Genomic DNA, 12,539 nt, shown 5'->3' with positions numbered 1-12,539 from the left:
CCCTCGGAGGCTGTTATTTTTTTGATTCGCTCACTTCGTCATCGGCACCACTTTATCTGGGTCAGCCATCATTTCTTCAACAGATACTTCTTCATCAAGAAGCAGAATGAATTTTTTTGCTTTCACTTCTTCAAGAATCGCATTCGTCTCGGTTACGGAGTACCCGTATTTCGTGAAAAAGGTACGCAAATCCCCTGAACCTTCTTCTGTGAAGAAATGAATGATTTTCTCTAAAAAAGTATCCTTATCCTGATTGGCGATGATCAATATATCCGTATGGTCGTTTCCTAGCTGCACATCATTTTTTATATCAGCTGCGACTGTCATTTGTATGCCAGTCACGCCTTTTGCTTGTAAATCATGAATTGCAGCAAGTAATTCCGGATTAGAGTCAAAAACACCGTAAACGTTTTTGTCCATGTTTTCTTCCTCCTTATTACTTCACTTGAAATAGAATTCCTCTGTAATTATACCTTGTCGCTTTATCAATAAACAAGCAAATAATGCAATGGGAAATGCTAGTACCTGGCCGAAAAACTCCTTTGCCTAAAGGAGTTTCCATTCAAATTCAAAAACTAACAGCCTTTGGCCGGCTGTTAGTTTGCGCCTTTACAGATGATCGGTATTGATTCTATTTTTGATGTAATCGTCCTCTAACGGATCTTCTTCCTCTTTTACATCACGGTTTACAGATCTTTCTGCATTCCGTTCTTTTTGGGCTCCGGCTGAAAATGGGTCGGCATGGGGGTCGCTAGTCAATATGCCTTCATGGTCCATTTTCTCCTGTTGTTTAAATTTTTCAGTGGAATTAGCCCTGATTTCCCTTTCTTGAGAGCGCTTCGTGTCCAGCTCTTGTTGATTTTCAAAAATATCGGAAGAATTTCCGTGCAGTTCTTTGCTTCTCCCTGGCTGTGCCTCAACTTCCCTTGTTTGATAGGCATTGGCAGTCGTCTCAGGAAAAAGATTCGGGTCCGGGTTGTTCACCACTCCTGTTTTTAGCGGATCTTCTATAAGGGATTCGTCATCATGCATGTCTTTGGAAGCGGCTGCCTGGTCATCTGTAAGGATCAAGAATTTCCCTGACTCCACCTCGTTTATATAAGCAGTCGCTTCGCTATCGGCAAGCCCCAATTCACCCAGCCTGTTCCTAATGTCCCCAGAGCCTTCGTTCAGGAAAAAATGCTTCATCTTATCCAAGAAGGAATCTTCATTGGAATTCGTTACGACGTCCACATCCGGATTTCTTCCTTCATTGCCAAAATCGAAATCTTCCTTTTTATTGGCGATTACGGTTATTTCCCCTTCATGTCTTCTTGTTTCCTTTAAGGATTGTATAGCCTGATATACTTCTGTTTTAGTATCGTACACACCATATAATGCTTTAACCATGCATCTCTTCCTCCTTATTTACTGAAACGTTTCTTATTTGTAGGTATACCCCAAGGGCTGCTTTTTAAACAATGGCTGATTTCGCATACTCTTGCGATTCATCAAGTAATGCTGTGATCAAGTCAAATGAAAAAGGGCTTCGGAATGGGGAACATTCCGAAGCCCTTTTTTCAAGCAGCAGCTTGATTTTTTTACACTTAGAAGCGGTCGCCCCTTCGTTCAGCTGCGTTTTTTTCATTTAAGATCGAGTCATCTGTACTATCAAGCTGAATTTCTTCCTTTTTCAGGGTATCTTTAACCTGTTCGGTTTCTTGAACAGCATGTTTCTTGATGACGATTTCGTCTGTTACGATTGGTTTTTTTGATACTTCCAATTTTTCCTCGACGACAGGAATACGTATCGTTTCCCCAGCTTGAATGCTGCTGCCAGGTTCGAGATTCGCTTCACGTCCTGAAACGGATCGATGCTCGACAGTCACCTCTTCATGCTCAACAGGGACATTGATCGTTTTATGTTGTTCTTTCACTTCTTTATTGATGACAACTTCACCGGTCTGAACTCTTTCTTTATCGATATTCAGCTGCTCTTCACGAAGCTTGAGCGTCTGTTCATCTTCCGGCAATTCACGACCTTGTCCGTTCATTCCATATACATCTTCCTTATTTAAGGCATCGGTTTTTTCGGTATTGTTATAAAGAGGGGGCGTGGTGTTCGCATCCAGCCTTGTTCCAGCCGTGTCCGTTTTTGCGGTCGTGAATTGATCTTTTGCCGTTCCAAGATGTCCTTCCCCTTCTTCAACTAGTACGAGAACCTTTCCGTTTTCCACATCAAAGACATGCTCAGCTGCATCACTATTGGAAAGGCCTGCATTCGCCAATCTTGTCGATAGATCAGCTGTATCGTCCGGCATGAAGAAGCGGGCCACCTTGTCCATGAAAGATTCGTCGTTAGAAACATTCGTCATTGTATGAACATCCGTTTCACGTTGGTGATGGGTAAAATCCAATGTTTCTTCCTTATCAGCCACAACCGTGATATCGTCCCCTTCAAAGCCCTTGGCCTTGAGTGCATTAATCGCTTGGATCACTTCTGCATTCGATTCATATACTCCATAAACTGTTTTATTCATTGTACATTCCTCCTTAGGGTTTGTTGTGCTATATGGTAGCTCATATATAATTTGTACCCGCTTGTCACCTAAGTAAACGAGGAATCCATATTTCATTTATGTTATAACATGACGATTTGTTCTCAGAATAGAACGAGCATTTGACGGAAAACCAGGTTTTTCAATGGTTTGCTCATCATTTAAAACGTAATGTTTAGACATATAATTCCATCCGACCATTCGCAGCCTAGCGTCGGCGTTCGATTTTCCTGCCGTTTTCTTCTATTATAATGCCGCAGCTTCCAAGAGCAGGTCGGCAATATGTACCGCTTTCGTGCAATCCCCCATCTTTTCGCGCTCGATTCCGAGCTGCATTTGCAACAAACAGCCAGGGTTCGCCGTCACAACAATATCCGCCTGCGTCGATTTGGTGTTCTCCATCTTCGAGTCAAGGATTTTCATGGACATCTCTGATTCCACAATATTATAAATTCCGGCAGAGCCGCAGCAGCGATCAGCATCCTTCATTTCCCTGAAATCGATTCCTTCTATCGCTTGAAGTAGAATACGTGGAGCAATGGATGTATTCATCACATTTCGTAAGTGACAGGAATCCTGGAATGTGATGGCTTGAGCTGGCAATTTCAGGCGAGTTTTTTCATGAAAGCGTAAATCGACCAGAATTTCGCTAATGTCCTTCAACTTACCTTTGAAGGCAATTGCCCGTTCATGCCAATCCGGGTCTTCTTGGAGCAAATGGTCATAATCAATGAGAAAAGCTCCACAACCACCGGCATTCGTAATGATATAATCCACCCCGTCCGCCTCAAACGCTTCAATATTACGCTTGGCCAGCTGCTTAGCTCCTTCTTTTTCACCACTGTGCCCATGGAGCGCCCCACAGCAAGCTTGGGATTTTGGAATCACGATTTCACATCCGGCGACCTGAAGGAGCTTTAGTGTTGCCTTGTTCGTTTCCAGAAACATCGTATCCATCAAGCAGCCGGAAAAGAAGGCCACCTTTTTAAGGACTGGGCCAATCGAAGGCAGACCGGTTGGCCTTTTTTTCATTTCCGATTTTGTCGGGACCTTTGGCAGCACCTTTTCCATGGTAGCCAAATGATCGGGCAGCATGCTGAGTACCCCTGTTTTACGGGCGATATATTGCAGGCCGGATTTCTGATAAAAGCCAAGTAAGCTCGTCATGTTCTGCATTCGCTCCTGATGTGGGAATAATCCGCTAAAAACGGCCTTGCGGATCGTTTTCACAGGAAAGCTATGCTCCTTGTTCTGATGGATGATATCTCTTGCTTCTTCCAGAAGATGTCCATATTTCACACCGGAAGGGCAAACGGGCTCACAAGCCCTGCAGCCCAGGCATAGACTTAAAGAGCGTTCCACATCTTCATCGGGCTCTATCAACCCATCCGTCACCGCTTTCATCAGGGCAATTCTCCCCCTCGGCGAATGGGATTCCTTTGATCCGGATTCGATGTATGTCGGACAATGGGGCAGGCAAAAACCACATCGCATGCAATTCAGCAATTCATCTTCATTCATTCTTTCAGCGAATCGATTGGCAATCGCTTCTTTTTCCTGAACGGTCGTCATGACGAAACCACCACTCTTTTCCTGCTTTCCTTGGCAAAGACTTTTCCGGGATTCATGATGTCATTGGGATCGAATGCTTGCTTTATCGCCCTCATGGCGGCAACCCCTTCCTTCTTTAGCTTCCATTCCAGGTAAGGAGCCTTCATCGCACCCACTCCATGTTCACCGGTGATCGTCCCGCCAAGATCGATGGCCGCGGCAAAAATGTCAGCAAATGCGAGCTCCACACGCTCCATTTCATCATGATCACGAGCGTCCGTAATGCAGGTAGGGTGAAGGTTCCCATCCCCGGCATGACCGAAAGTACAAATGTTCACGTCATGCTGCTTTGCGATTTCATTGATCGCTCGAACCATCTTGGCAATTTCCGAACGGGGAACGGTAGCGTCTTCCAAAATGGTCGTCGGCTTCAGACGTGCCAGTGCAGAGAGCGCTGTACGTCTTGCCGTTTTCAGCGCAGCTGCATCAGCCTCCGTCTCGGCAATTTCCACGGAAACCGCCTTTTCCTCGAGACAGATATCAGCCATCCTTTTCATATCACGTTCCACCACTTCCAAAGGACCATCCTGTTCAATCAAAAGAACCGCTTCCACATCGGTCGGCAACCCGATCTTTGCAAAATCCTCAACGACGGCCAATGTCGGCCGGTCAAGAAATTCAAGGGTAACCGGAATGATTTTATTCGAAATGATTTTTGCCACGGACTGGGCTGCGGCATCCAAGTCTTGATACAAGGCCAGCATCGTCTTTGTCGTTTCCGGGGTGGGAATCAGTTTTAAGATCGCTTCCGTAACGATTCCTAGCGTCCCCTCGGAACCGACCATCAGCTTCGTTAAATCGTACCCCGCTACATCCTTCGCAAGCTTGCCTCCTGTGTGAATGATATCCCCATTCGGAAGGACCACCTCAAGCCCGATGACATAATCGCGCGTGACTCCATATTTCAACCCCCGCAAGCCACCGGAGTTTTCATTAATATTGCCTCCGATCGTGGAGATTTTCATCGAACTTGGATCGGGCGGATAAAATAACCCCTTCGCCTCAACCGCTGAAATCAAGTCCAATGTGATGAGACCGGGCTGCACCGTCGCCGTTAAGTTTTCCTCATCTATTTCCAGCAAAGCATTCATTCGATTGAATAATAGAACAAGCCCGCCCTCCATCGGACAGGTGCCGCCGCTCAAATTCGTTCCGGATCCGCGTGGAATGATGGGAATCTTGTACGCGTTGCATACCTTGACGATGTCTGACACTTCAGCTGTACAGCCAGGTTTAATGACCGCATCAGGCATCGCTTGATACCCTGGTGTCGCATCATATGAATAAACCAGGCACTCCACCTTTGAGTCATCGTAGTTTTCCGCTCCAACGATGCCAAGGAGTAACTGCTTGATCTGCTCCGTTATCATGTATGTATTTCCCCCTCATATTTACAATCATATTTGATAGCTTCGATATGATTTAAGTATAAGGAAAAAACAACGCCAACTTCTATGTATGAAAACACAGAATTTCACGTTTCATTTACAAATAATTTGTATGTTTATCCAATACCTTCAACGCTAGATAGAGTGTGACCAAATCTGCTAGGTTCCTTGGATTCAATTCGGTCATGTCTTCGATCCGCTTGAGTCTATAATGGAGTGTATTGATATGTATATGAAGGGCTGCAGATGTGTCCTTCATGGATAGATCACAGGCAAAATACATGGAAAGGGTTTTAAGCAACTCCTCATTGGGAAGCAAATCCTCTATCGTCCGGGTTACATATTCCTGTCTTATTTCCCGAGTGACCTCATCAAGCAGGACTTCAAGTTTCAAATCCTCATCAAAGACGATTCCCTCTGCTGGAAACGCAATCTTCAACGAGCGTTCCGCTTTATAAAAAGCCTTTCTGAAGGCGGAGCCAGACATACTCGGGCTAACCCCTGCACACATTTTATAACCGGTGCTATCTTCGAGCTTTCTTTGCAGTTTACGTAATTTCATTAATTGTTGATCTTTTGATCCAAAAGAATCGGCTGCTGAGAGAAGGACGAACTGATTCCGGCCCCATCGGACGACGATGTCCGATGGATGCTGCTGCCTTACGTAAATCTGAAGCGCCCTCCATACATGAGGTTCGATGACTTTTTCAGTCTTGAATTCACCAAGGATGATGACCCTGTCCACATGAACATCGATGCCAAGCATCTTTGCCTTCTGAAGGAATGGCTCATTGAATGTTTCCAGCTGATGCCATTCAAAGACGAAGAATTCCATCAGGCGTGATCGGGATTCCTCCTGTTCGAGGTGATAGCTTTCCTGAATGAACAATTCCGTCATCTTTTTTAATAGTTCTGCATATGGGGAAACAAGATTGGGTTCCCCAGTGATCCCAATCACGCAAACGGCTTCCTGATTAAAGAAAATCGGCAGGTTGATTCCCGCCTTCACCCCTTTCCAATTTCGTTCATCCTGTTTATTTATGATCAGTTTCTCGCGGTTTTTAAAAGCATGTATCGCCCCTTCATGATAGGAGCCGATCCGGCTGTCATCGGTGCTTGCAATGATCGTGCCTGCATGATCGATGATGATGATTTCCTCATCGATCAATTTCCGTACCTCATGCACCAATTTCTCAGCAACGGCTGACAATTGCATGGTCCTTCCTCCTTCCCCATTGGTCTTGGCGTATTTTTGTGTCTCTCCTGCATAAGGCCATTCTCCTTATGGTATCATCCAGGAAAGGACGCCATTTTGCAAGAAGGTAATCATGCAAACGAGCAGCAATAAGAATAAACTATGTTTGATCGTGAATCTCAATAACTCCGATTCCCTGCCGGCCAGTCCAACGGCGGCACAAGCAATCGCGATCGATTGAGGTGAAATCATCTTCCCTGTCACCCCTCCGGAAGAGTTCGCTGCAAGCGCCAGGACCGGTTCCATTCCCACCTTAAGCGCCGTCACCTTCTGAAGACTGCCAAACAAGAGATTGGCTGATGTATCCGAGCCGGTTATGAACACACCTAGCCAGCCAAGAACCGGTGCGAAGAACGGAAACAAATCCCCCGATTTCGCAAGGGTCATCCCTAAAGTCGTCGACATGCCCGAAGCATTCGTAACGTAGGCAAAGGCGACAACGGAAGAAATCATCAAGATCGGTTTCGCCAACTCGCCCATCGCTTCGGCAAAGGTGGTGAAAAAATCTTTTGCTGGCATATGGACGAGGAACTTCGTAACGATGGCAGCCAATAAAATCGCCGTTCCCGCCGCACCAAGCAGCTCCAATTTAAAGAAAGCGGCTATCGGTTGGCCGTTGCCTCCGATAATTTCATTATGCAGCCCCGGCACTTCCACTTGGAAGGTTACTAGTTTTCCAAGTTCATTGATTCCCCCCAGCAGAAAGTTATGGCCTTCATAATGGCCAGTCAGCGCCAGTTTTACCGGGCTTATCCCCCAAATGGTTATGAAAAGCGTCAATAGCAGGAATGGCGACCACGCATGGACGATCTGCCCTTTCGTGTACACTGGTTCTTTCTTGGACGACTCATTCAGTGGTTCGGCAGATGCAGCCGTTTCCTCGGATGCAAAGCGAAAGATCGTTTTAGGCTTCCAGAATTTAAGAAAGATCGCTAAGGCAAAGAGTGACACTAACGCAGAAAGGATATCCGGCAGCTCAGGGCCGAGGAAATTCGAGCTTACATACTGGGTGATGGCAAAGGAAGAGCCGGAAACCAAAATGGCCGGCAAGACCTCCAGCGATCTTTTCCATCCAGCCATGATCAAAATCAGGTAAAGCGGGATGAAAGCCGAAAGGAATGGCAGCTGACGGCCGACCATTTTCGATATTTCCATCGCCGCAATGCCAGTTGGCCCTTCCATCGCGATGATCGGTATGCCAACGGCGCCGAAAGCAACCGGCGCCGTGTTTGCGATCAAGCAAATACCGGCGGCATATAGCGGGTTAAACCCGAGTCCGACTAAAAGGGCGGCCGAAATTGCCACAGGCGCGCCAAATCCAGCGGCGCCTTCCAAAAAGGCCCCGAAGGAAAAGGCCACCAATAATGCTTGCAGGCGCCGGTCTTCGGTAAGTGAAAGGACCGAAGACCGAATAATATTGAATTGGCCGCTTTTCACCGTCATTTTGTACAAAAATACGGAGGTGATGATGATCCATCCGATTGGCAGCAGTCCGTAGACCGCTCCTTGTGAAGCGGACATCAACGCCTTTCCTGCAGGCATTCCATAGACCCAAACAGCCACTCCAAGAGCTACAAGTAACGTCGTTAATCCAGCCAAGTAGCCCTTCATCCTTCTGATGGCAAGAGCCCAGAAAAAGTAAAGGATGGGGATGAGTGCAACAAGAGAAGATAAAACTAAATGATCAGTGATCGGGGTAAAGTTTTGTGTCCAGGTCATTCATTTCGACTCCATTTACGATAAATTTTTTAAAAAATTCTGAAATCAATCTCTAGATGAAAACCCTTACAAACCAAAAAACCCAAAGTCATCTGATGACTTGATGAGTATTCATTAAAATTAAATGATTAAAAATATAAAATCAAGATTTTTTTATTTTTCATTGGATTTTCCAACCTTCAATGAGGGTGAAAGAACATTTGTGTTATATACTATTACTAGAGAAACTCATAGAAAATAGAGGTGCTACTAACTTGGTATACAAAAAAATAAAGCCGAAAAAAATTTATGAAGTCGTCAGCGATGAACTTTATGAAATGATTCGGTCTGGTACCCTGAAGCCAGGTGAACAATTGGATTCCATCCAGCAGCTTGCGGAAAATTTCCAAGTCGGGCGCCCGGCCATCCGTGAGGCACTGAGTGCATTAAGCTCAATGGGCCTCATCGAAATCAAGCAAGGGGAAGGCACATTCGTTAAAACCTTCGATCCCGCCATCATGAATCATCCCTTGACCTCTGCGCTTTTGATGGATCAAGACAATATCAAGCATTTGCTCGAGGTTCGAAAAATCCTTGAGTCTGGTATGGCAGAAGCTGCTGCAAAGAAACGAACGGAGGAAAACCTTACCGAACTGAAGAAAAGGCTTTCCCATATGAAAAACGTCTCTGACAATGAGGAATTGAGTGATAAAGCCGATATCGCTTTTCATGTTGCCATCGCAAACGCTTCACAAAATGAGTTACTGATTTCCTTGATGAACCACGTGTCAGAATTAATGACGGAAAAAATGCGCGATATCCGCAGGTTTGCCTTATATTCCGAGGAAATGACGGTCAATCAGCTATATCAGCAGCATGCCCGGATTTATGAGGCCATCGCTGACCAAGATGAAGCCGGAGCCCGTAATGCCATGCTATTTCACCTGCAAAGCGTCGAGGAATCATTGGATGGTGTCATCAAAAAAAATCAACAAGATAACCGCTGATTTAGTATGAATTTTCAAAAACACTGTATACAAACTAAGATATTATTGATATATTATTTTGAAAATGATGTCTTCATGTAAAAACATTGGAAATTGGTATTCACCATTTCCTTTTTCTATTTTTCAGTCATCAGATGACCTGTTAACCTAATCGAAAAAAGGAGGAGTTCATATTGAAAGTGACTCTCTTTGCTACATGCTTAGTTGATCTGTTTCAATCCAATGTCGGTAAAGCAACGGTGGAGCTGCTAGAGAGATTGGGCTGTGAGATTGACTTTCCGGAATCCCAGATATGCTGCGGACAGCCGGCATATAATAGCGGGTATACGAAGGATTCGAAGGAGGCGATGAAAAAAATGATCAAAACCTTTGCGGACGCTGAATACATCGTCACTCCTTCCGGTTCCTGTGCGGCGATGTTCAAGGAATACCCGGTTCTTTTTCAAGGCGATGCTGAATGGGAAGAGAAAGCTGTCTCGTTAGCGGCGAGAACCTATGAATTGACCCAATTCATCGTCGATGTCCTGAAGGTCACCGATGTCGGGGCAACCTTTAAGGGAAAGGCGACTTATCATACATCATGCCATATGACAAGGCTGCTTAAAGTGAAGGAGTCTCCTTCGATACTATTAAGCCATGTGAAAGGCCTTGAAATGACCCCTCTCCCGGATGCCCAAAACTGCTGCGGATTCGGCGGCACGTTTTCGGTTAAGATGGGTGATATTTCCGGTCAAATGGTGGAGGAGAAGGTGTGCAATATTCAAGACACTGGCGCCGATTTTTTAATTGGCGGCGATGCCGGATGTTTGATGAATATCGGCGGACGCATCCAGAGGAAAGGGGAACCGATTCAAGTGCTTCATATTGCGGAGGTGCTGAATAGCATATAAAGAAAGCGAGGAGGGAAAAACGATGGCAATGAAAACGAGCTCGGCCAAATTCAAAGAACGGGTGGATGAAGGCATACATAATGATTTTATGCGCATGGCCGTATCGAGTGCCCAAGAACGGTTGCATGGACGAAGGCTGACGGCGGTTGATGAATTAGGCAATTGGGAGGATTGGCGCTCGCTTGGGCAAGAAATCCGGCAGCATGTCCTCTCCAACCTTGACTTCTATTTGCACCAGCTGGCAGATAATGTTTCGAAACGGGGCGGTCACGTTTTTTTCGCGGAGACCGCAGAACAAGCAAGCGGTTACATTAAGGATGTGATTGTGGATAAGAAGGCCAAGAAAATCGTGAAATCCAAATCGATGGTCACGGAGGAGATCAACTTGAATGCTGCCCTTGAAGCAATTGGCCTCGATGTCGTGGAAACGGATCTTGGCGAATACATTTTACAGGTGGATGATCATGATCCCCCTTCCCATATCGTCGCACCTGCCCTTCATAAAAATAAAGAACAAATTAGGGATGTTTTCAAAGAGAAGCTTGCCTATACCCAAACCGAAAAACCGGAAGAACTAACCGCCCATGTCAGAGGCATCCTCCGAAAGGATTTCCTAAGCGCCGATGTGGGGATTACGGGCTGTAATTTTGCAATAGCGGAAACGGGCTCGATCGGTTTGGTGACGAATGAAGGGAATGCCGATTTGGTCACCGCCCTTCCAAAAACGCAAATTACCGTGATGGGAATGGAACGGCTCGTCCCCACTTTCGATGAATTCGAGGTCCTTGTCAGCCTCTTGACAAGAAGCGCCGTCGGTCAAAGATTGACCAGCTACATCACTGCTCTCACCGGCCCGCGAGATGAAGGCGATGTCGACGGCCCCGAGGAATTCCATCTGGTGATCGTCGATAACGGACGTTCCTCCATATTAGGAACCGAGTTTCAATCCGTCCTTCAATGCATCCGCTGTGCTGCCTGTATTAATGTATGCCCGGTCTATCGCCAGGTTGGCGGCCATTCCTACGGTTCCATTTATCCGGGTCCAATCGGGGCCGTGCTTTCACCGTTGCTTGGGGGGTATGATGATTTCAAGGAGCTCCCGTATGCGTCGACTCTCTGTGCAGCCTGTACAGATGCCTGTCCGGTCAAGATTCCGCTTCACGATTTACTCAGGAAGCATCGTGAAGTCATTGTGGAAAGGGAAAAAATGGCGCCATTTTCGGAAAAGATGGCGATGAAGGCATTCGGTATCGGGGCCGCCTCCCCCATGCTTTATAAGTTCGGTTCCAAAATGGTCCCTTCTGCCATGTCTCCTTTCAAAACGGGAGACAGCATCTCAAAAGGGCCGGGGCCGCTGAAGAATTGGACGGAAAGCCGTGAGTTTCCTGCGCCAGGTAAAGAGAGCTTTCGGGACTGGTTCAAACATCGTGAGAAGGGAGGAAACCCATCATGAAGGGTACCATCCATAATGAAGGGACGTTCTTGGCCAATATTGCTAAAAATCTAGGAAGGCCTCTTATATCCGAAGGGATTTCACCCCCCGTTTGGAAGAACGCCCCTCAAAGGGAGGTTTTGAAACATGCGACACCAAATGATCTTGTCGAGGTATTGCAGGAACAATGCAAACGGGTCCATACCGATTTTCACCTGACCGATACAACGCAAGTGAAGCATCGGTTGAATCAGGTGATCGAGCAGCTTGGTAACGGCCCCTTGATCATCCCGAACGATGATCGGTTTTTAGAGTATGAATTGGATGAATTATTATTGGAAAAAGACACGTTTGTATGGAATCATCAAGCAGGCAGAAAAAACATCGAAAAAGCCGAGCGTGCAAACATCGCAATCACTTTCAGTGAAATGACTCTGGCAGAATCAGCGACCGTTGTCTTATTCAGCAGCAAGGATCATGGCCGGTCCATCAGCTTCCTTCCCTCCTGCCATATTTCGATCATCCCGAAAAGCACGATCGTTGCGCGAATGACCCAAGCTGCAGCGGCCATCCGTTCTAAAGTCGCCCGCGGCGAAGTCGTTCCTTCCTGCATTAATTTCATAACCGGACCGAGCAATTCGGCCGATATTGAAATGGACCTTGTCGTTGGCGTCCACGGGCCCATCAAGGCGGTCTATATCGTCATCGAAGATAAATAGAT

Annotated in this window: 11 protein-coding genes; 4 read left to right on the top strand and 7 right to left on the bottom strand. The window is 46.2% G+C overall.

From position 1 onward, the window contains the following. Window positions 1-30: 30 nt before the first annotated feature. The 7 genes from CVN76_RS21150 to CVN76_RS21120 all read right to left on the bottom strand — a co-directional run bounded on the left by CVN76_RS21150 (window position 31) and on the right by CVN76_RS21120 (window position 8,510). Window positions 31-420, bottom strand: coding sequence for a general stress protein (locus CVN76_RS21150; protein ID WP_100532945.1), 390 nt, complete (start codon window positions 418-420; stop codon window positions 31-33). 189 nt (window positions 421-609) lie between these two features. Then, entirely contained in the window at window positions 610-1,389 is a 780-nt protein-coding gene (locus CVN76_RS21145; protein ID WP_100532944.1) for a general stress protein, read from the bottom strand. A gap of 197 nt (window positions 1,390-1,586) precedes the next feature. After that, window positions 1,587-2,519, bottom strand: a complete 933-nt coding sequence (locus tag CVN76_RS21140) for a YsnF/AvaK domain-containing protein (RefSeq protein WP_198512612.1) — start codon at window positions 2,517-2,519, stop codon at window positions 1,587-1,589. Window positions 2,520-2,783: 264 nt separating this feature from the next. Beyond that, window positions 2,784-4,109: a (Fe-S)-binding protein gene (locus CVN76_RS21135; RefSeq protein WP_100532942.1), complete on the bottom strand. Its 1,326-nt coding sequence runs from the start codon at window positions 4,107-4,109 to the stop codon at window positions 2,784-2,786. Beyond that, window positions 4,106-5,518: a glycolate oxidase subunit GlcD gene (gene glcD / locus CVN76_RS21130; RefSeq protein ID WP_100532941.1), complete on the bottom strand. Its 1,413-nt coding sequence runs from the start codon at window positions 5,516-5,518 to the stop codon at window positions 4,106-4,108. Before glcD ends, CVN76_RS21135 begins: the two co-directional genes overlap by 4 nt. Window positions 5,519-5,633: 115 nt before the next feature. Then, window positions 5,634-6,752, bottom strand: coding sequence for a PucR family transcriptional regulator (locus tag CVN76_RS21125; protein WP_100532940.1), 1,119 nt, complete (start codon window positions 6,750-6,752; stop codon window positions 5,634-5,636). 66 nt (window positions 6,753-6,818) lie between these two features. Next, complete coding sequence (locus CVN76_RS21120) at window positions 6,819-8,510, bottom strand: L-lactate permease (protein WP_100532939.1); 1,692 nt, start codon at window positions 8,508-8,510, stop codon at window positions 6,819-6,821. A 254-nt stretch (window positions 8,511-8,764) separates the two neighbouring features. Between CVN76_RS21120 and CVN76_RS21115 the strand changes: the two genes are divergently transcribed. The 4 genes from CVN76_RS21115 to CVN76_RS21100 all read left to right on the top strand — a co-directional run bounded on the left by CVN76_RS21115 (window position 8,765) and on the right by CVN76_RS21100 (window position 12,537). Then, a complete protein-coding gene (locus CVN76_RS21115; protein ID WP_100532938.1) occupies window positions 8,765-9,496 on the top strand; it encodes a FadR/GntR family transcriptional regulator in 732 nt (243 codons plus the stop codon). 173 nt (window positions 9,497-9,669) lie between these two features. Then, window positions 9,670-10,386 carry a (Fe-S)-binding protein gene (locus CVN76_RS21110; protein WP_100532937.1) on the top strand — a complete coding sequence of 239 codons (717 nt, stop codon included), beginning with the start codon at window positions 9,670-9,672 and terminating at the stop codon, window positions 10,384-10,386. A 22-nt stretch (window positions 10,387-10,408) separates the two neighbouring features. Then, window positions 10,409-11,839 (top strand): LutB/LldF family L-lactate oxidation iron-sulfur protein, encoded by a 1,431-nt coding sequence (locus tag CVN76_RS21105; protein ID WP_100532936.1) that lies wholly within the window; start codon window positions 10,409-10,411, stop codon window positions 11,837-11,839. Then, window positions 11,833-12,537, top strand: a complete 705-nt coding sequence (locus CVN76_RS21100; protein WP_232732406.1) for a LutC/YkgG family protein — start codon at window positions 11,833-11,835, stop codon at window positions 12,535-12,537. The genes CVN76_RS21105 and CVN76_RS21100 overlap by 7 nt, the downstream gene beginning before the upstream one ends. Window positions 12,538-12,539 lie beyond the last annotated feature (2 nt).

It is taken from the genome of Bacillus sp. mrc49 (assembly GCF_002803435.1).
This window is presented reverse-complemented; position numbering and strand designations above follow the sequence as displayed.

What these genes read in the sequence shown, in the direction of transcription:
- CVN76_RS21150 (WP_100532945.1), bottom strand. Translation starts at nt 420, where the DNA reads ATGGACAAAAACGTTTACGGTGTTTTTGACTCTAATCCGGAATTACTT.
- CVN76_RS21145 (WP_100532944.1), bottom strand. Translation starts at nt 1,389, where the DNA reads ATGGTTAAAGCATTATATGGTGTGTACGATACTAAAACAGAAGTATAT.
- CVN76_RS21140 (WP_198512612.1), bottom strand. Translation starts at nt 2,519, where the DNA reads ATGAATAAAACAGTTTATGGAGTATATGAATCGAATGCAGAAGTGATC.
- CVN76_RS21135 (WP_100532942.1), bottom strand. Translation starts at nt 4,109, where the DNA reads ATGACGACCGTTCAGGAAAAAGAAGCGATTGCCAATCGATTCGCTGAA.
- glcD (WP_100532941.1), bottom strand. Translation starts at nt 5,518, where the DNA reads ATGATAACGGAGCAGATCAAGCAGTTACTCCTTGGCATCGTTGGAGCG.
- CVN76_RS21125 (WP_100532940.1), bottom strand. Translation starts at nt 6,752, where the DNA reads ATGCAATTGTCAGCCGTTGCTGAGAAATTGGTGCATGAGGTACGGAAA.
- CVN76_RS21120 (WP_100532939.1), bottom strand. Translation starts at nt 8,510, where the DNA reads ATGACCTGGACACAAAACTTTACCCCGATCACTGATCATTTAGTTTTA.
- CVN76_RS21105 (WP_100532936.1), top strand. Translation starts at nt 10,409, where the DNA reads ATGGCAATGAAAACGAGCTCGGCCAAATTCAAAGAACGGGTGGATGAA.